Origin of the sequence: Mycobacterium hainanense (assembly GCF_041890355.1) — a bacterium.
GTDB classification, from domain to species: Bacteria; Actinomycetota; Actinomycetes; order Mycobacteriales; family Mycobacteriaceae; genus Mycobacterium; species Mycobacterium hainanense.
Map to the genome: position 1 here is coordinate 1397023 of NZ_CP169059.1, position 19809 is coordinate 1416831.

Consider the following 19809-nt stretch of genomic DNA (forward strand, 5'->3'; position numbering starts at 1 on the left):
CACGGCTTTGCGTGTGCGTCCAGGGCTGGAATCCCGGCGGTTTCTCGCCCTCAGCACACACTGGATGCCTTCGGCGCACACTTTCGACGGGGGGACCGCCGGTTAGGCGGGCCCACCGTACTGCCACACCAGGTTGTGCGCGCCGGTCATCGTGGGATTGCACCACATCGTCCGCCCGTTGGCGTCCTGGGTGGTCGCGTGCAACACCGTGCAGGAATCGCCGGGACCCGGGGTGTCGGCACCGGCGACCGCAACGGGCGAGAGGGCGGCGAACGGCGCCAGCGCCGTGGCCGATATGACGATTCGAAGCCTGCTCATGGTGGACGCCTCCTATCGGCCGCGCCGATCCGGTTTCACGGTATCCGGGGGCCGGGTCAGAGGCAAAGATTTCTTGCGCGGCTCGAGTGCCGCCGAGCTAGAACACGTTTTAATCTGACCACCATGGGATTTCTCAAGCCTGAGCTGCCACAGCTCGACATGGCCGAGTGGAACAAGGGCAGCCGTAGCGAGAAGATCCGGCCGATGGCCAAGCACTGGGCCGAGGTGGGCTTCGGCACGCCGGTCGCGCTGCACCTCTTCTACGTCGCCAAAATCCTGCTCTACATCCTCGGCGCGTGGGTGTTCGCCTCGGCCACCAGGGGACTCGGCGGCTTCACGAACGTCGCGCATTGGTGGTCGGAGCCGATCGTGTTCGAGAAGGTCGTGCTGTACACGATGCTGTTCGAGGTGATCGGGCTGGGTTGCGGCTTCGGCCCGCTGAACAACCGGTTCTTCCCGCCCATGGGCTCGATCCTGTACTGGATGCGGTTCGGCACCATCCGGCTGCCACCGTGGCCGGACCGGGTCCCGCTGACCGAGGGCACCAAGCGCAAGCCGATCGACGTGGCGCTGTACGCGCTGTTCCTGCTGGTGACGCTGAGCGCGCTGTTCGCCGACGGCACGGGCCCGATGCCAGAGCTCGGCACGAGAATCGGGTTGCTGCCGGCCTGGAAGATCGTGCTCATCCTGCTGCTGCTCGGCGTCCTCGGCCTGCGGGACAAGGTGATCTTCCTGGCCGCGCGCGGCGAGGTCTACGCCACCATGGCGGTGACGTTCCTCTTCGGCGGGGTGGACATGATCGTCGGGTCCAAGGTGGTGTTCCTGGTTATCTGGATGGGCGCCGCCACGTCGAAGCTCAACAAACACTTCCCGTTCGTGATCTCCACGATGATGTCCAACAACCCGCTGGTGCGGCCCCGCTCGCTGAAGCGGCGATTCTTCGAGAACTTCCCGGACGACCTGCGGCCCGGGCGGTTGTCGCGATGGCTGGCGCACGTGAGCACCGCCATCGAGATGCTGGTGCCGCTGCCGTTGTTCTTCTGCCACAGCGGCTGGCCCATCACCGTGGCCGCCATCGTCATGGTGTGCTTCCACCTAGGGATCCTGGTGTCGATCCCGATGGGCGTGCCGCTGGAGTGGAACGTCTTCATGATCTTCGGTGTGCTGTCGTTGTTCGTCGCGCACGCCCGCCTGGGGCTGCGCGACCTGAGGCACCCCGTGGTGGTGGCGATACTGTTCGTCGTCATCGCGGGAATCGTCGTGCTGGGCAACATGTTCCCCCGCAAGATCTCGTTTCTGCCGGGGATGCGGTACTACGCCGGTAACTGGGACACCACCCTGTGGTGCATCAAGGGATCGGCGAGCGACAAGATCGCCAGGGGCATCGTGGCGATCGCCAGCATGCCGCAGGCCCAGCTGGAGCGGTTCTATGGCAGTCCGGAGGCCGCGCAGATCCCGCTCTACATGGGATATGCGTTCCGCGGGTTCAACACTCACGGTCGTGCGCTGTTCACCCTGGCGCATCGCGCGATGGCGGGCCAGAACGAGGACGACTACGTGCTGACCGACGGCGAACGCATCTGCAGCACCGCCATCGGCTGGAACTTCGGCGACGGCCACATGCACAACGAGCAACTGATCGCCGCACTGCAGGAGCGTTGCCACTTCGAGCCGGGCGAGGTGCGAGTGGTGTTGCTCGACGCGCAGCCCATCCACAAGCAGACGCAGGCGTACCGGCTGGTGGACGCGGCGACCGGCGAGTTCGAGCGCGGCACCGTCCGGGTCGCGGACATGGTGACCCGGCAACCGTGGGCCGACGACGTTCCCGTCGAGGTGCTTACAGACGAAGCCACGCCAGCGTGACGTTCGGCGCGGAGCGCCACGCTGGCGTGACACGCGGCTAGGCCCCGGCGCGCACCTCCTGCGCCGCGGCGACCATGTTCTTCAGCGACGCGGTCACCTCGTCGGGGTTGCGGGTCTTGAGTCCGCAATCGGGGTTGACCCAAAGCCGTTCCGCGGGAACGGCTCTCAGTGCCGCGCGCAACGACTCCGCCATCTCGGCGGTGCTCGGCACCCTCGGCGAGTGGATGTCGTAGACGCCCGGCCCGACGCTGTTGGAGAAGCCGATCGCGTTGAGGTCGTCCAGCACCTCCATGTGTGAGCGCGCCGCCTCGATGGACGTGACGTCGGCGTCGAGGTCGGCAATGGCCCCGATCACCTCACCGAATTCGGAATAGCACAGGTGGGTGTGGATCTGCGTGGAGTCCGCGACGCCGGAGGTGGCCAGGCGGAAAGACCCTACCGCCCAACGCAAGTAGTCCTCCTGATCCGCCCGGCGCAGCGGCAGCAGCTCCCGCAGCGCCGGTTCGTCGACCTGAATGACGGCGATGCCCGCGGACTGCAGGTCCACGGTCTCGTCGCGGATGGCCAGCGCCACCTGGTTGGCGGTGTCGGCCAGCGGCTGATCGTCACGGACGAACGACCAGGCCAGGATCGTGACCGGACCGGTCAGCATGCCCTTCACCGGCTTGTCGGTCAGTGACTGCGCGTACTTGATCCACTCGACGGTCATCGGGTGGGTACGGATGACGTCGCCGTAGAGGATCGGCGGACGCACGCAGCGGCTGCCGTACGATTGCACCCATCCGTTGGACGTCGCGAAGAAGCCCTCCAACTGCTCGGCGAAGTATTGCACCATGTCGTTGCGCTCCGGCTCGCCATGCACCAGGACGTCGAGACCCAGCTCCTCCTGCAGCGTGATGACGTCGGCGATCTCCTTGCGCATCCGCTTCTCGTACTCCGCCTGGTCGATCTCGCCGGCCCGCAGCGCGGCGCGCGCCTTGCGGATCGCCGAGGTCTGCGGGTAGGAGCCGATGGTCGTCGTCGGCAGCGGCGGCAGGTGCAGCCGCGCTTCCTGGCTGGCGCGGCGCTGCGCAGCGTCGCCGCGGTGGGTCCCGGTGGCCACGATCGAGTCGATGCGGTCCCGCAACTCGTCGTTGTCCAACCGGGGATCGCTCCTGCGGGACGACACCGCCGCATTGGACGCCGCGATCTCGTCGGCGACGGCCTCGCGCCCGTCGCGCAGGGCGCGCGCGAGCGTCACCACCTCGGCCACCTTCTCCTGCCCGAACGCCAGCCAGCTGCGCAGCGCGTCGTCCAGATCGGTTTCGGGTTCCAGCGAATACGGCACGTGCATCGTGGAGCATGAGGTCGAAACCGCCACGGCGCCAGCCGAACCCGTCAGGGTGTCCAGTTTGCCGAGCGCCGCCTGCAGGTCGGTGCGCCAGATGTTGCGCCCGTCGACGACGCCAGCGACCAGGGTTTTGCCGGACAACTCCGGGATGCCCGCCACCGCCGCGTCGGGGCCATAGACCAGGTCGACGCCGATCGCCTCGACCGGGGTGCGGGCCAGCCCGGCCAGGGAGGCGCCGGGATCACCGAAGTAGGTCGCGACGTAGATGCCGGGCCGGTTGCCCACCTTGCCCAGGGCGTTGTAGGCGGCCTCGGCGAGCGCGGGGGCATCGGGGGAGATGTCGGTAACCAATGCCGGCTCGTCGAACTGAACCCACTGCGCGCCGTTGTCCGCGAGCAGGGGCAACAGCTCCGAGTAGATTCCCACCAGCTCCTCGAGCCGCTCGATCGGCGCGCTACCGCCGTTGACCGCCTTGCTCAACAGCAGGAACGTGATCGGCCCGATCACGACCGGCCGCGCGGGAATGCCCTGCTCGAGAGCCTCTTTCAGTTCCGAGAGCACCTTGCCGGGGTTGAGCGCGAACGTGGTCGCGGGCTCGATCTCGGGAACCAAGTAGTGGTAATTGGTGTCGAACCACTTGGTCATCTCCAGCGGCGCCACATCGGAGTTGCCGCGGGCGGCGGCGAAGTAGCGATCCAGGTCGTCGGGCACCTGCGCCGCCCGCGCCGGCAGGGCGCCGAGCATTACCGCCGTGTCCAGCATCTGGTCGTAATAGGAGAAGGTGTTCACCGGGACGGAGTCCAGCCCGGCGGCGGCGAGGCCGGCCCACATGTCGCGCCGCAACGTGGCGGCGACGGATTCCAGCTCCGAACGGCTGGTTCGTCCGGCCCAGTAGCCCTCGGTCGCGCGTTTGAGTTGGCGCTTCGGGCCGATGCGCGGGGAGCCGACGACCGTTGCGGTAAATGGTTGAGGGGTCACGATATCTTTCGTCCTTCAATCGACGGGGTGGTCACCGCCAACGGACGCAAGCCAATCCGGTCGCGGTGGCACCTGTAGGTACATAAACCGCAACCGGCGCAGCCAAACGCCCATTCCACGAGGCGATGAGCCGCCGGGCGCGGCGCGCCCGGCACAGCTGGCAGGTCTTCGGACTCGCAGGCGCGCACCGGCTGGTGCTCCTACTGGCCGTCGCTTCCCAGTCTTGCGACCAGTGCTCGGTGACGGCGGTCGTTCCTGCATACCGCTGCGGGACAGTCCCGGGCTCTCACCGGGTTCCCTCTCGCGAAGCGTTACTAACCCGCCTCGCTCGATGCCGAAGCCGCGGTGGGCGGCGACGGCAGACCAGCTGCGTAGCGGAGCTTACAGACCGTCACGGCCAAGCGGTGGCGGGCGGCCGGTTAGCGCACCCGTCATACACAGCGCGGAACCGTCCGCACTGGTACAAATGCTTCACCGCCAGAAAAGGAATCCCAACATGAAGACGAGAGTTATTGAGGTCCACGCTCGGCGCTGCGGTGGCGATTTTGGCCGCTGGCGTCATGTGGACCGCGCCACCGGCCTCGGCCGGCACGGACTTCTGCAATGGCCTCCCGCCCAAGGACGCTCACGATTGCAACTGCGGCTTCGACTTCGCCCCCGGTAGTCCGGAGCTTCAACAGTGCCTGTCGGGAAAGGCGCCTGCGCCCGCTCCCGCGCAACCTTAAGCACTGTGCGCCCTCGTCACTAGGCCCTCGGCACTGGCGGCAGCTTGGGCAGCCACAAAGACCCACGCCCCGGTCGGTTCCCGCCTCGTCGAAAAAGCCCGGACAGTCGGCAACCTTCACGCGTCTGCGCGGCGGTCAGCTTTTCAGCGCCTCGGCGATGGGCACCCCGGTCTCGTCCAAGCCGTTGTTGAAGTCGATGGTTCGTCCGACGGTCGAGTCGTCGGCCAGCGCGGCGGCCGCCACGAGGGCGACGTCGGCGCGAGACACTTCCCCCTTGCCCCTGCCCAACTCGATGCGGCCGGTGGCCGGTTCGAGCGTGAGCCGTCCCGGTCCAAGCACCGTCCAGTTCAGGCCGCTCCCGCGCAGGTGGGCGTCGGCCGCCGCCTTGGCCTCCGCGTAGGGGAAGAACGGATCGTCCTGTGGTACACCGTGATCCGGCCCTGCGCCGAAGTAGGAGACCATGACAAACCGCCTCACACCCGCCTGGGCTGCGGCGTCGATCACCCGGATGGCGGCGTCGCGGTCGACGGCGTAGGTACGCGCCGGGTCGCCACCACCGGCCCCGGCCGAGAAGACGACGGCGTCGTGCCCGGCGAGCAGGCCGGCCAGGGCATCGGTGTCGAGTCGCTCGATGTCGGCCACGACGGGCGTGGCGCCGGTGGCGGCGACGTCGTCGGTGTGGTCTGGGTTGCGGAACACCGAGCTCACCTCGTCGCCGCGGTCGCTCAGGATGCGGGCGAGCTGCAGCGCGACCTTGCCGTGGCCGCCGATGATGATGATCCGTGCCATGCCCCGACGTTACCGGCGCCGGGCGCCCGGCCAGCCGGGCGCTCGCGGCTGCGCGGAGCTACGCCGGTGGTGGCGGACCCCCGCTAGAGCTTTACGCGCCCCATGATGATGTCGATGATCGGCTTGCCCGGCGGGTAGGCGTTGGTCAGCGAGGCCATCGTGTGGCCGTAGTCCACCAGCAGCGTGATGCCGCTGATGCCGAAGGCCGCGGCGCTGTTGAGGAACGCCATCACGTCGCCCATCTGCTCCGGGGTGTGCACCTTCGAACCGGTCTCTTCGCGGTAGTCCTGCGCGAAGGTGAGCCAGAGGTCGGCGTTGGCCTGAGCCAGGGGGGTGTCGGTGGGGCCGGGGCAGATCGCGTTGATCCGGATCCCCTTCTTCAGCAGCGGGTAGCCCTGGGTCGCGACGTAGGCGTTGACGACCTTCTTGGAGAAGCCGTAGTGGATGATGCCTTCGGGTTCGTGCGCCTTGACCCACTCCTGTGCGGAGGCGAAGTCCGGCGTTGCGAGGAACTCCGTCAGCAGGTCCAGGTCGTTCTCCCAGCCCATGCCGGCGACCGAGGAGATGAAACAGATCGCCGAGCCCGAGGGCAGCTGGTTTTTCTCGAGGAGCCGGTCGATGAGGTGGCGGTGGCCGATGAAGTTGATCGCCATCAGGTCGGTTGTCCCGTCGGCGATGCCGGCGGCCGAGAACAGGGCGTGGATCGGACCGTCCAGCTGCTCGATTGCGGAGTCGATCGATGCGGGATCGCGCAGGTCCACCTGGATGGACTTGGCGACGTCGTAGTTCACCGGCGCGTAGTCCATCACGATCACTTCGGCGCCGAGTTCGGCCGCTGACTTGGCCGCGGCCGCGCCCATGCCGGTGGCGCCACCGACGACGAGAGCCCGCTTGCCGTCGTAGCGCAACCGATCGACAATAGTCATGGAAATCCCCTTCTCGTTCACTGCCAACGCGGTTCTAATCGCCCAACTGTATGGGTAACAGTTTTTTGGTTCAATACCTACCCGGTGCGAACCGCGACGCCGCGCAGAACGGTGTCGCGGACGTGCACCAGCGCCGCGCGCTTGCCGATCTCGGCGAGGATGCTCTCCGGTATCCACTGCAGGCCGATGACGCAGCGTGCCAGCATCGCGGTGGACGCGGCGTCCACACTGATTTCCCCCGACCGGATGCCTTCGGAGAGAAGCGTTTTCATCTGCCGCAGTCGGGTCGCGTATAGCCAGCCCGGGTTGGGGGTGTCCGGCGGTGATTGACGCATCCAGGCGAGTTGGATGCGGAATTCGTCGGAGAACCGATCGAGGGCATTGACGTTTACCCAGCTCAGCGCATCGAGCTTCTCGATGGGCGTGGCATCCGAGCGCAGCACGCTGACCCAGCCCGCCTCGACCTTGCGGCCGAACGATTCCATGATCGACGCGAGGAGTTCGTCCTTTGAGCCGATGACCCGGTAGACGGTGCCCGTGCCCAGGCCGGCCGCGGAGGCGATGTCGCGGATAGTGGTGGCCTCGTAGCCCTTGCGGCCGAATTCCGTTCGTGCCACCGCACGGACGTGCGCCGCCTTGTCACTGGGGTCGGCCTCGCTGTCGTCCGACCAGGTCTCGATGACGTCTCTGGCGGCCGCGAAGGCGCTGGACCGGTCCAATGCCGAGTCGGTCGGTGGACGGGTCGCCAGCCCTTGCAACATGATTCGGCAAAGCAACGCGGCCACCTGGTCCGCAGGCGACTTATGCCGCATGACGTCGAGGCCGACCTGCAGCATGGTTTGGCAGATGCGATCGGCCAGCGTGGGCAGATCGATGTCGGGTTTGATGTAGCCGCTCCACCTGCCCGCCCGCAGCGTCTGCAGCATCGCCTCCTGAATCGCCACCGGCCGTTGCTGCGTCAGCTTCATCAACTCCGGGTCCGTGCTCGGACCCTCGTAGAAGGACATCTGCAGCGCGGCGCGATGCTGCACGGCGCAGTTGGCGATGGCCGAGCCCAGCTCGGCGATCTGCTCGGGGACCGGGCGCGGGTCGGCTTTGTCCAGCTTCGCTTGCGCGGCTTGCCCGATTCGGTCCAGATCCTCCTGATAGCGGTGGATCAACTCGATGAGGATCGCCTCTTTGGATTCGAAATGGTGATAGAGGCTGCCCGGCAGAATGCCTGCGGCGTCGGCGATCTCCTGCAGGGAGGTCCGCAATCCCGACTGCGCGATCAACGAGGCCGCGGTGGTGAGGATCTCGTTGCGGCGCGTCCCCAAATCGGCTGTGGCGCCGGCTCCCGATGGCTCCGCTCTCGGCATGATCAGCCGTGCGCGCGCCCGGACGACTGCGGACTGGCACCCATTCGCATTCGTCCCTCTCACCGAACCAAATCTTTGTTAGAGGCTATCAGACCCGGCGTATCGAACGCGCTGCATAGCGGCGGTGCCACACCATTCTAAAGCGGCGGGTCGTCCCAACGGTCACACGCGCCGATCGGCCGTCGGCAGCCGCGCCGCAATGTCTGCCCGGCGCGTCCAGGTCGAGTGTTTTGGGGGCCGGGCGGGCGGCAGTGAGCAGGTACTCGATACCCATCACCGGTGCCCCCGGCTCGCAAGGCGCGCACCGAGTTCGGTGAGGTATCGATCGGGTCCACCCAGGAACGCGCTCCAGCTGAGCAGGCGTTTGAGATAGAGGTGTGCGTCGTGTTCCCAGGTGTAGCCGATCCCACCGAACACCTGGATGGCCGTGTCGCCCACCGTGGCCAGTCGACCGGCGAACGCCTTCGTCCGTACGGCGGATTGGTGCCGCTCGTCGGCGTCGGCGTTGTCGGCGGCCCACAGCGCGTGGATCACGCCGCTGCGGGCCAACTCCACGGTCTCGAACATGTCGACGCACAGGTGCTGCACCGCCTGGAACGAGCCGATCGGCTGCCCGAATTGCGTTCTGGTTTTGGCGTATTCGACGGCCGCCGTCATGACGGCTCGCGCGGCGCCGAGCGCGTCGGCTGCCGTCGCGATCAGCACGTCGTCGATCACGGCGGCGACGTCCTCCGGGTCGGCCGCGGCCAACCGCTGCGCGGGCGCTGAGTCGAGCGTGACCCGGAAACGCTTGCGGGTCCGGTCGATACCGCGCTCCGGCGCGACCGAGACACCCGGCGAGGCGGTGCGGACCGCGAAAAGCCCTTGACCGCCGTCGTCCCCGGCGAGTGCCAACAACACGTCCGCGGCTGCGACGTCGGGGACGGCGGTGATCTCGCCCCGCACGACCACGTCGCCCCCCTGCCGGCTCGCGGCCACCGAAGCGGTTTGGGCATCGAGGAAGCCGACGGTGGCGACCGTGGTGCCGTCGGAGATCCCGCTCAGCAGCTCGGCCGCGGCGTCGGTGGGCCGGAGCCGCGTCAGGGCTCGGGCGGCGGCGACCGCGGTCGACAACCATGGCCCCGGGTGCAAAGCGGCACCGAGCTCTTCGGCCACGATTCCGGCCTCGACCATCGTCATGCCGGCGCCGCCGAAAGCCTCCGGCACCAGCAGACCGGTGGTCCCGAGGCCGGCCAGGCCGCGCCACACAGCGTCGGTGACCCCGGTCGGGTCGTCGAGCAGCGGGCGCACATGGTCGGCGACGGAAGCCTTTTCGGCGAGATAACGTCGGGTGGTGTCGCGCAGGGCGACCTGCTCGTCGGAGAGTTCGAGGTTCATTTGCGCGGCAACCCGAGTACCCGCTGGGCGGTGATGTTCTTGTTGATCTGACTGGTACCGCCCGCGATGGTCAGCGAGCGCGACGTCAGGCGGTAGTTCGCCCATGGCGCGCCCGCGCCGCTCGTGCCCAGCACGTCGAAGGCCAGCGCGGCCATGTCCTGTCCGATCTCACCCCACACGGTCTTGGCGAGGCTCGCCGATCCGAAGGCGTCACCGCCATGCAGCGTGGCCGAGATCGACCGCTGGCACAGGACCTCCAGATACTTGATGCGCAGCGCGATTTCGCCGAGGCGTCGCAGCGTCACGGGGTCTTCGAGCGCGTCGGTGTGCGCGGCGATGTCGTCGGTCAATTCCTCGAGCCGCACCTGCATCTCCGCGTACAGCCGGGCGGCCCCGGCCCGCTCGTGACTGAGCGTCGTGGTGGCCACCTGCCATCCCCCGTTCAGCGGGCCGAGCAACGCGTCCGCCGGCACGCGCACGTCGTGGAAGAAGACCTCGGCGAAATCGGCATCGCCGTTGAGGGTCACCAGCGGACGGACTTCGATGCCCGGCAGTGTCATGTCAACGATCAGGCAGGAGATGCCCTTGTGCTTGGGCGCTTCGGGGTCGGTGCGCACGTAGAGCTGGCACCAGTCCGCCCGGTGCCCGAGCGACGTCCAGATCTTCTGGCCGTTGACGACGAAGTCGTCACCGTCGCGCACCGCGCGGGTACGCAGTGCGGCAAGGTCGGACCCCGCTTCCGGTTCCGACATTCCCTGACACCAGATGTCGTCGGCCCGCATCATGCGGGGGAGGAGCGTGAGCTTCTGCGACTGGGTTCCGTATTGCATGATGGCCGGCGCGATGTTGTTCAGCCCAATGATGTTGAGCGGCATCGGTGCTCGGGCACGTGTGGTTTCCTCGGTGTAGACGAGTTGCTCGAGAACCGTCGCGCCGCGGCCGCCGTATTCGCGCGGCCACGACACCGCGGCCCAGCCCGCGTCGGCCATCGTCGCGCTCCACGCGCGCAGCCTCTCGAAGGCGGCGTCATCGCGTCCGGCGGGCCGGCGGGCGGCCACCAGCTCGTCGGTCAGGTTCGTCGATAGCCAGTCGCGCAGCTCGACGCGGAACTGTTCCACTTCCGCCGGGTATGAAAAGTCCACTTTTCCTTGATTTCCTGGTGAATATGCGACCTAGCCGGACTCTACGGTTGACCGGATTGCCGGTCAACAACGGCGGCGGCGCCCACCCGATTGACTGCGGTGGCACCGGACTCTACGGTGAAACAGATATTTGGTCAACGAGGTCCAGGCGGTTCGGAGATTGAACGTGTCCACCGACGTTCGTGGTGACCGGCTGCCGGGCCTAGGCTTGCTCGCATCCGCGCTCGCGGGCCGCGCCGTGGCGGTGGCCGAACTGCGTCCGGGCGAACCGTCATGGACCGACGGCCAGATCATTCACATCGATGCGGGTGCGAGCCGTCGCCGGCAGCTCGAAGCTGTTGCCGTGCAGGCGTCGATGATCGCGGCCGGCAGCCTGGATCCGGACGTGATGCGCCGCCTGCTGCGCCATCCTCGGGTGGCCAAGCGCTACCTGGCGGTGGAGGGTCATCGCGCGCTCGTCGCCAACGCCGGCCTGTTGCCCGGTGTTCTGGCGTCCCTGGCCGACCCCGACACCGCGGGACGCAGCGACTCGCCCGCCGCTTCGCTGCGGATCGCCGTCGGGCGCTCGGCAATCGGCGCCCCCGCACCGGAATTCGGCGTGCTTCGCGCGGCGAAGGTGCTGGCCGCGTCCGCCCGGGCGGCCGAACAGGGGGACAAGGGGCAACCCGGCCACATCCCGAAAACCAGCGGTACCAACGATCTGAAAGAACTTGACGAGGGCGAAATCGACGATTCCGACAATCCCGACATGTTCACCAGCCCGGTGGGAGGGGGCGGTTTCATCGGCAAGTGGCTGAAGAAGATGCTCTCGTCGGCCCGCAAGACCGGCAGTCGCGGGGGGCAGCCGGGCGCGGACGCCCCGACGCACCGGACCAACTCCGCCAAGCGCGGGTTGCACGCGGTGACGTCGCTGGCCACCACATCGAGCGGCGACGGCGAGGTCCGGTCGGCGCCCACCGACGGCTTCACCTACCCGGAATGGGACGCCGGACGCAGGATGTACCGGCCGGGGTGGTGCACCGTGCGCGAGATCGAGGCGGAGATCAAACCGTCCGCGACGCACGCGATCGAAGCCGCCATCAGTGTGCGCCGCCCGCTGTCCCGGCTCGGCATGGGCCTGCACCGCCACCACCGGCAGCCGCAGGGCGACGACATCGACATCGACGCGGCGGTCGAGGCCCGCGTCGAGGTGCTCGCGGGTTCGGTGCCCGACGAGGCGGTGTACCTCGACAGCCTGCGGCGCCGGCGGGACCTGTCCGTGCTACTTCTGCTCGACGTCTCGGGCTCGGCCGCGGAGCCCGGCACGGTCGGGCGCACGGTGCACGAGCAACAGCGCACGGCGGTCGCCAACCTCACCGTCGCGCTGCACGACCTCGGCGACCGGGTCGCGCTCTACGCCTATTACTCGCAGGGCCGGCGCGCGGTGAACATGGTGCCGGTCAAGCGATTCGACGACCACCTCGACGCCCGAGTCATGCGCCGGCTCAACAGCCTTGAGCCGGGTGCTTATTCGCGCCTCGGCGCGGCCATCCGGCACGGGTCGGCGGTGCTGGAGGCGCGCGGCGGTACGTCGCGGCGGTTGCTGGTGGTGCTCTCCGATGGACTGGCCTACGACCACGGTTACGAGCGGCCCTACGGCGCCGCCGATGCGCGCCGCGCCTTGACCGAAGCTCGCCGTCGCGGCACCGGCTGCGTGTGCCTGACCATCGGCGCGGGTACCGACGTGCCGTCGCTGCGCCGGGTTTTCGGTAGCGCCGCGCACGCCACGATCGCCCGCCCGGACCAACTCGCGGGCGTGATCGGCCCGCTGTTCCGGTCCGCGCTGCGCTCGGCCGAGGTCCGGCGCCGAGTGTCATGACGTGGCACGAAAATCGACTGTCGAGCCTAAACGTGCTCGTCAGAGATCTTGAAACAAACATCTGTTCCGCGATAGGCTGCACTCACCGTGGGTAGCAGAGGGGAAGCTATGGCCAACGAGTCCGGGCTGGTGCACCGGAACGGCGCGATGCCCGAGGCCGAGGGCGCGCGCCCCTACTACCAGGCGGTCGGCGGCGAGGAGGCCATTTTCAAGGCGGCGTACCGCCAGGGTTTGGCCCTCGTCCTCAAGGGGCCAACGGGCTGCGGCAAGACCCGATTCGTCGAGGCGATGGCCCACGATCTGGGCCGGCCGCTGATCACGGTCGCCTGCCATGACGACCTCACTACGGCCGACCTGGTGGGTCGGTACCTGCTGCAGGGTGACGAAACGGTGTGGGTGGACGGCCCGTTGACGCGGGCGGTGCGCGAAGGCGCGATCTGTTACCTCGACGAGGTGGTGGAAGCCCGGCAGGACACCACCGTGGTCTTACATCCACTCGCGGACCACCGGCGGCAGCTGCCGATCGAGCGGCTCGGCGTTACCCTGGACGCGGCGCCCGGGTTCGGCCTGGTGGTGTCCTACAACCCCGGCTACCAGAGCGTGCTGAAAGACCTTAAGGATTCGACCCGGCAGCGAATGGTCGCCATCGAATTCGATTTTCCCGCAGCCGATGTCGAAGAGGAGATCGTCGCGCACGAGGCAGGCGTGGACGACGCCACCGCCGCGGAGCTGGTGCGGTTGGGGCAGGCCATCCGCCGATTGGAAACCGGTGGGCTGCGCGAGGTGGCATCGACCCGCGTGCTGATCGCCGCGGCCAGGCTGGTGGCAGAGGGGCTCGCCATGCGGGAGGCGGCTCGAGCCGCGATCGCGGGCCCGCTAACCGACGACGTGGCCGTGGGCAGGGCCCTGACCGAGGTGATCGAGATCTATCTGGGCGGCGCGGTCGAATGATTGACGCTGCATACGGCTGCCGCTAGGGTCTGAACAAAAATTAGGTTTGCATTGAATCGGTGCGCGTGAAGTTCGGGAGGTCCGATGTCCTACGAAAGCAGCGCTGAGCCGATCAAGGTCGGCTACCTGATGGACTTCACGCTGCCACCGGGTTTCCCCGAGGAGTTGATGGCGAGTTTCACGCGGTGCTTCGACCTGGTCTTCGAAGAAGCGCTTGAACAGGGCGTGATCGACCGCCCCGTGCGGATGATCTATCGCGAGGTCGAGGGCCTGCCCAAGGGTTCGGTCAAGGCCGTGATCGACGCGTTCGGGGAGCTTGTCGACGAAGGGTGCCTGGTGGTGTTCGGGCCACACATCACCGACAACTGCGTGCCCACCCGCGAGGCGATCGAAGAGCGGTTCAAGGTGCCGGCGATCAGCGTCACCGGCACCGACGACTGGCTGGGGGAATGGACGTTCGCGTTTCCGCAGGGCTCCATGACCGATGAGCCGATCTTCATCGCCGACCTGGTCGCCAAGCGCGGGCTCTGCGAAATCGGTGTCCTCGTCGAGCAGAACCTGATCGGCGAGAGCTATCTGAAGAATCTGCGAAGCGCCTGCCGCCGCAGAGGTATTCGCATCGTCGCGGAGGCGGCGATCGCGCAGACCGCGCAAGACATCAACGACGCCGTCCGCGCGTTGCACGAGGCCAAGGCCGAGGCGATCGTGCATCTGGGCTTCGGCTTCGGCATCGTCTTCATCAATCCCGCGCTGCAGGCGGTGAATTGGGATCCCCCGCGATTCACCACCACCGCATTCCAGAACGCCTGGGTGAACCCGATCATGTGGGACGCGTTCATGGGGTGGGTCGGGGTCGACCAGTACGACGAGGAGAATCGGCTCGGCCAGGACTTCCTCGACCGTTACGCGAAGAAGTACGACGGCAGCCGGCCCGAATATTGCGTATCGGTGGTCAACCATGACGTTGCCGCCACACTCGTCCGCGCGTTCGCCGATGCCCACCCACTCAGCCCGCGCGGGGTCAAAGAGGCATTGGAGCGGGTGAAGATGATGCCGGCCGCATCGGGCGCCCCCGGCACGCGCGTCTCCTTCGGAAAGTGGACGCGCCGCGCGTGGATGGGCGCCGGCTACCTGGTGGCGCGGACTCTGGACGCCGACGGCACCAATTCGCACCTGGTCGATCGCTTCGGAGAGGACGGCTGATGTCGACGGAACAGTCCATACCGCTTGTCGCGGAGGAGAAGTCGGCGGCCCGACCTGACAAGCGCGGCTGGGGCGGCTGGATCGCCGGCGCCGCCTTGGCGGCGTTCACGCTGTTCTTCATCGCGAACTGCCGCGTAGCCCTCGACCCGCGGGTCGCCAACCCAAACGTGCAAGGTCGGCCGCGTCCGGTGAAATTCACGTTCGGGCTGGACTACATCGGATTCCTGGACTGGGCCACCGTGGTGGCGTTGATCGTGCTGCTGTTGGTGTTCATCAGGGGCTGGCGGCGCAATCCGGGCAGCCCGGTGATGCTGATGTTCCTGTGCACCACGCTGATCGTGTGGCAGGACCCGATCATGAACTGGTCGCCGTTCGCGGTGTACAACCCCGACCTCGTTCACTGGCCGGAGTCGTGGCCGCTCGTCTCGTTGTCGCCAACGGTCGAGCCGTTCGTGGTGTTCGGCTACGTCATGTTCTACTTCGGCCCTTACTTCCCGGCAGTCTGGATTCTGCGGAAGCTACAGGCCAAATACGGGCCCGAGGCTTTTGTGTCGCGGCACCCCTTGGTGTGCCTCGGCCTGGTCACCATGGTGATCGGCTTTGTCATGGATGCGTTTTTGGAGAACACCCTCATCCACTGGGGCATGTACATCTACTCCCAGGTGATTCCGTGGGGCTCGGTGTTCACCGGCACGACCTTCCAGTTCCCGCTGATCTGGGAATCGTTCTCGGTGACCTTCGTGATGGTTCCGGCGGCGATCCTGTGCTACCGCGACGACACCGGTAAATCGGTGGCCGAGAAACTGGCCGCGAAGGCCAGGATCTTCCCCACCCGTCCGGTGCTCGGCACGTTCCTGGTGATGTTCGCCATCATCAACGTGTCCTACTTCGCCTACGGCGCGTGGTTCTGGGTCATCAAGGTCAGCCACGCGGCGACCTCGGTCGCGTGCCCCTGGCCCTACCCGGAGGCGAAAGTGTATGACCCGCAAGGCTATTACGAAAAGGCTGGTGCGCAGGGCCCGTACTCGGTCGGCATCTGGTCGACCTGGGCCAGCGGGGAGCCCAACGGGCGGCCCCATGTCGATCCTCCGCCGCCGGGTGTGGGCCCCTGCGCGACCCCGAGCGCGCATGGCTGAGCAGCGCTCCGTCGTCATCACCGGCGCGTCGCGCGGTCTGGGTTTCGCCTCGGCGGTGCGGCTGTACCGCGAAGGCTGGCGCGTGATCGCGGCGATGCGGACGCCCGATCGCGCGATGGCGTCGCTGCGCGAGGCCACCGGCGCCTGCGACGACGACGATTGGCTGGTCGGCGTGCAACTCGACCTGTTGGATCCCGCGTCGATCTCCGCGGCGGCCAAGGCCATCGAGGGGGCCGTCGGCGCTCCCTACGCTCTGGTGCACAACGCCGGAATCGCGGCCGCCGGAATGGTGGAGGAGACCGATATGGCGTTGTGGCACAGGATGTTCGAAACCAACGTCCTGGGCCCGGTTGCGCTTACCCAGGCGTTGCTGCCATCGATGCGGGCGGCCGGTCAGGGACGCATCGTCTTGGTCTCCAGTGCGGCCGGGGTGCGCGGCCAGCCGGCCACCGCGCCGTACTCCGCGGCCAAGGCCGCGCTGGAGCGGTGGGGAGAGGCCATGGCGTGTGAGATCGCGCCCTTCGGCTTGGGCGTCACCGTGTTGGTCGCCGGCGCGTACGACACCGAAATCATCACCGACGCGGGCACCACCGACGATCGCGACTTCGGCGGCCCGTACGCCCGGCTGCACAACACCATGAACACCCGCGGCCGGGCCGCGATGAAGCTCGCCAGGCCACCCGAGAAATTCACCGACGGCCTGGTGCAGGCGCTGGACGACCGGGTGCCATTCCGCCGCCGTGGCGTCGGGCCGGATGCGTCGATGCTCTTGGCGGCCAACAGGATCCTGCCGGCGTCCGGCATGCACCATGTGTCACGGGTGGTGCTGGGCATACCCAGGCAGGGTTCGATGCGGGACGGGGCGTGGCCCCTGACGGTGGGCCAGCGGGCGATGGTCGTCGCGGCGCGCGTGCTACCGCAGCCGGTGTTGCAACGCTTGGCCGCGCTGGCGGCGAAGCGCAAGGGAACTCAAGGGGACTGAGGGGAAAGTATGGAACAGTTATTCGACGACCTGGAGGACTTCGGCGCCTTCGACGACGCGGTCTCCGGGGACGTGCGCGACCCGTACACGGAGTTGGCGCGGCTGCGCCGCGAGGAGCCCATTCAGCGCCTGGACGTCTCCGGGATGCCGCACGAGGAATCCAAGCCGGTCTTCATCGTCTACCGCCACGAGGAAGCCCAGCAGATGCTGCGCGACAACGAGACGTTCTCGTCGGCGGCCGTCATCGCCGCCTTCGGGCCGGTGCTGGGGGAGCGCGTCATGCTCGGCATGGACGAACCGGTGCACGGGCGGCTGCGGTCACTGGTGTCCAAGGCGTTCTCGCAGAAGGCGTTGGCGCGCTGGGAAGATGAGCTCGTCGGACGGGTGGGCAACCGCCTGATCGACAAGTTCGCGGCGAACGGAAAGGCCGACCTGGTCAAGGAATTCACCTTCGACTACCCCAGTCAGGTCATCGCGGGCCTGCTGGGCCTGCCCGTAGAGGACTATCCCCAGTTCCAGCGGTGGTCGATCTCGTTGCTGAGTTGGATCCTGAATCCCGAGCGCGGCCTGGCCGCCTCGGTCGCGCTCTGCGACTACTTCGCACCCATCCTGGCGGCCCGCCGCGCCGAGCCGAAGGAAGATTTGATCAGCGCGCTGGCCCAGGCCGAGATCGACGGGGAAAAGCTCGAGGACGAGGAGATCTACTCGTTTCTCCGGCTGCTCCTGCCCGCCGGGGTGGAAACGACGTACCGGTCCCTGGGCAGCCTGCTGCTCGCGCTGCTCTCCGACCCCGGGCAGCTGGATGCCATCCGCGCGGACCGGTCACTACTGCCACTGGCCATCGAGGAGGGTGTGCGCTGGGAACCGCCCCTGCTGACGATCACCCGGGTGGCCACCCGCGACACCGAACTCGGTGGGGTGCCGATACCGGAGGGCTCGACCGTGATGCCGATGCTGGGGTCCGCCAACCGCCAGGAAGACCGTTACCCCGATCCGGACAGGTTCGACATCTTCCGCTCGCCCAGGGCACACCTGGGTTGGGGCCACGGCGTGCACGTCTGCCTCGGCATGCATCTGGCGCGGCTGGAAATGCGCACCGCCATCAACCTTCTGCTGGACCGCCTGCCCAACCTGCGGCTCGACCCCGACGCGGACGACCCGCACATCCGCGGGCAGGTTTTCCGTTCGCCGACGTCGGTGCCGGTGCTGTTCGACCCCCAATGACCAGGCCGGTGGGGGCCGTCGCTTGCCAATCGGCTAGGTTCCGGTAAGGCTCTCTGTAGCCTTTCAACGACGCAGAAGAGAGTGACAAACATGACCGAGGCTGTAAAGGTGCGGTTCGAGCCGAAGATGATGATCGACGGCCAGCTCGTCGACGGACAGGCCGGCACCTTCACCAACATCAATCCGGCGACCGAGGAGCCGCTCGGGGAGGTCGCCGACGCGTCCAAGGAGGACATGCACCGGGCGATCGACGCCGCGCGGCGCGCCTTCGACGAGAGCGACTGGTCGACCAACCGCGAACTGCGCAAGCGGTGCCTCCTGCAGCTGCACGAGGCCATCGAGTCGGAAAAGGAGGAGCTGCGCGAGGAGCTCATCCTCGAGGTCGGCTCGCCGCGGGCCATCACCTTCGGCCCCCAGCTGGACGCCCCACTCGAAGATGGACTGAAGTACCCGGCCAGGCTGATCGACGAGTACGCCTGGGAAACCGACCTCGGCGATAAGGTGATCAGCCTGACCGGCACGCTGACCACCCGCAAGGTCTGGCGCGAACCCGTGGGCGTGGTCGGCGCGATCGTGCCATGGAACTTCCCGTTCGAGGTCACCCTCAACAAGCTCGGCCAGGCGCTGGGCACCGGCAACACCGTGGTGCTCAAGCCGGCGCCCAACACGCCGTTCAACGCGACCCGGCTCGGTAGGCTGATCGCCGAGAAGACCGACATTCCCGCGGGCGTCGTCAACGTCGTGACGGCGTCGGATCACTTTGTCGGCGAGGAACTTACGCTCTCCCCAAAGGTCGACCTGATCTCCTTCACCGGTTCCACCGTGGTCGGCCAGCGGATCATGGAAAAGGGTGCCGCGACGATGAAGCGGCTGTTCCTGGAGCTCGGCGGCAAGTCGGCGACGATCGTGTTGGAGGACGCCGACTTCGGCGCGGCCTGCGCGATCGGCATCGCGCCCTGCATGCACGCCGGGCAGGGCTGTGCCAACCCCACCCGGATGTTGTTGCCGCGGTCCCGCTACGACGAGGGTGTGGCGATCCTCAAGAGCATCTACGAGAACGTCACGTGCGGCGACCCGCAGGATCCCGGAACCCTGTGCGGGCCGGTGATCTCGGAGGTGCAGCGCAACCGCGTGATGGGCTACATCCGCAAGGGCGTCGAGGAGGGCGCCACCGCGTTGGTCGGCGGCCCCGACGCGCCCACCGGCTTCGACAAGGGTTTCTACGTCAGGCCAACGCTTTTCACCGACGTCGACAACTCCATGACGATCGCCCAGGAGGAGATCTTCGGGCCCGTGCTGTCCGTCATCCCGTATGACGACGAGGAGGACGCGATCCGGATCGCCAACGACAGCAAGTACGGGCTGGCGGGCAACGTGATGTCCGGCTCGCTGGAGCGTTCGCTGGCGGTGGCCCGCCGGATCCGGGCCGGGTTCATGGGCGTCAACGGCGGCGCTCCGTACGGCGCCGACACGCCATTCGGCGGTTACAAGTACAGCGGGGTGGGCCGGCAGAACGGTGTCGCCGGGTTCGACCAGTACACCGAGATCAAATCGGTCGCCTATCCCGCGGTTTAGGGATCAGCGCCTCGAGATTGCCGTCATGGCTGCGGATTTGGGCTCATCCGTGACCGCGGCGGCAATCTCGGCGT

At 67.5% G+C, this 19809-nt stretch carries 15 protein-coding genes and 1 riboswitch; of the genes, 8 read left to right on the forward strand and 7 right to left on the reverse strand.

Going from position 1 to position 19809, the window contains the following annotated elements:
• Positions 1-102: 102 nt before the first annotated feature.
• Positions 103-318 carry a hypothetical protein gene (locus ACEL92_RS06730; RefSeq protein ID WP_374024851.1) on the reverse strand — a complete coding sequence of 72 codons (216 nt, stop codon included), beginning with the start codon at positions 316-318 and terminating at the stop codon, positions 103-105.
• 123 nt (positions 319-441) lie between these two features.
• Between ACEL92_RS06730 and ACEL92_RS06735 the strand changes: the two genes are divergently transcribed.
• On the forward strand, positions 442-2181 hold the full coding sequence (locus ACEL92_RS06735) for a DUF3556 domain-containing protein (RefSeq protein WP_374024852.1): 1740 nt from the start codon (positions 442-444) through the stop codon (positions 2179-2181).
• Between the two features lie 37 nt (positions 2182-2218).
• Here ACEL92_RS06735 and metE read toward each other — a convergent pair whose 3' ends face one another.
• The 6 genes from metE to ACEL92_RS06765 form a co-directional block, all read right to left on the reverse strand.
• On the reverse strand, positions 2219-4489 hold the full coding sequence (gene metE, locus ACEL92_RS06740; RefSeq protein ID WP_374024853.1) for a 5-methyltetrahydropteroyltriglutamate--homocysteine S-methyltransferase: 2271 nt from the start codon (positions 4487-4489) through the stop codon (positions 2219-2221).
• A 141-nt stretch (positions 4490-4630) separates the two neighbouring features.
• A riboswitch (cobalamin riboswitch) is annotated at positions 4631-4827 on the reverse strand.
• Between the two features lie 522 nt (positions 4828-5349).
• Complete coding sequence (locus tag ACEL92_RS06745) at positions 5350-6003, reverse strand: SDR family oxidoreductase (RefSeq protein WP_374024854.1); 654 nt, start codon at positions 6001-6003, stop codon at positions 5350-5352.
• A gap of 83 nt (positions 6004-6086) precedes the next feature.
• Positions 6087-6929 carry an SDR family oxidoreductase gene (locus ACEL92_RS06750; protein WP_374024855.1) on the reverse strand — a complete coding sequence of 281 codons (843 nt, stop codon included), beginning with the start codon at positions 6927-6929 and terminating at the stop codon, positions 6087-6089.
• Positions 6930-7006: 77 nt separating this feature from the next.
• Positions 7007-8287, reverse strand: a complete 1281-nt coding sequence (locus ACEL92_RS06755) for a TetR/AcrR family transcriptional regulator (RefSeq protein WP_374024856.1) — start codon at positions 8285-8287, stop codon at positions 7007-7009.
• Between the two features lie 273 nt (positions 8288-8560).
• Entirely contained in the window at positions 8561-9664 is a 1104-nt protein-coding gene (locus ACEL92_RS06760; RefSeq protein WP_374024857.1) for an acyl-CoA dehydrogenase family protein, read from the reverse strand.
• Complete coding sequence (locus tag ACEL92_RS06765) at positions 9661-10806, reverse strand: acyl-CoA dehydrogenase family protein (RefSeq protein ID WP_374024858.1); 1146 nt, start codon at positions 10804-10806, stop codon at positions 9661-9663. Before ACEL92_RS06765 ends, ACEL92_RS06760 begins: the two co-directional genes overlap by 4 nt.
• 166 nt (positions 10807-10972) lie before the next feature.
• Between ACEL92_RS06765 and ACEL92_RS06770 the strand changes: the two genes are divergently transcribed.
• The 7 genes from ACEL92_RS06770 (at position 10973) to ACEL92_RS06800 (ending at position 19735) form a co-directional block, all read left to right on the forward strand.
• On the forward strand, positions 10973-12664 hold the full coding sequence (locus tag ACEL92_RS06770) for a nitric oxide reductase activation protein NorD (protein ID WP_374024859.1): 1692 nt from the start codon (positions 10973-10975) through the stop codon (positions 12662-12664).
• A gap of 108 nt (positions 12665-12772) precedes the next feature.
• On the forward strand, positions 12773-13615 hold the full coding sequence (locus ACEL92_RS06775) for a CbbQ/NirQ/NorQ/GpvN family protein (protein WP_374024860.1): 843 nt from the start codon (positions 12773-12775) through the stop codon (positions 13613-13615).
• 84 nt (positions 13616-13699) lie between these two features.
• On the forward strand, positions 13700-14818 hold the full coding sequence (locus ACEL92_RS06780) for an ABC transporter substrate-binding protein (protein ID WP_374024861.1): 1119 nt from the start codon (positions 13700-13702) through the stop codon (positions 14816-14818).
• Positions 14818-15954: a spirocyclase AveC family protein gene (locus ACEL92_RS06785; RefSeq protein WP_374024862.1), complete on the forward strand. Its 1137-nt coding sequence runs from the start codon at positions 14818-14820 to the stop codon at positions 15952-15954. The genes ACEL92_RS06780 and ACEL92_RS06785 overlap by 1 nt, the downstream gene beginning before the upstream one ends.
• Positions 15947-16936 (forward strand): SDR family oxidoreductase, encoded by a 990-nt coding sequence (locus ACEL92_RS06790; RefSeq protein ID WP_374024863.1) that lies wholly within the window; start codon positions 15947-15949, stop codon positions 16934-16936. Before ACEL92_RS06785 ends, ACEL92_RS06790 begins: the two co-directional genes overlap by 8 nt.
• Positions 16937-16945: 9 nt before the next feature.
• The gene (locus tag ACEL92_RS06795) at positions 16946-18160 is read left to right on the forward strand and encodes a cytochrome P450 (protein ID WP_374024864.1); all 1215 of its coding nucleotides are present in this window, start codon (positions 16946-16948) and stop codon (positions 18158-18160) included.
• A gap of 90 nt (positions 18161-18250) precedes the next feature.
• Positions 18251-19735, forward strand: coding sequence for an aldehyde dehydrogenase family protein (locus tag ACEL92_RS06800; RefSeq protein WP_374024865.1), 1485 nt, complete (start codon positions 18251-18253; stop codon positions 19733-19735).
• Positions 19736-19809 lie beyond the last annotated feature (74 nt).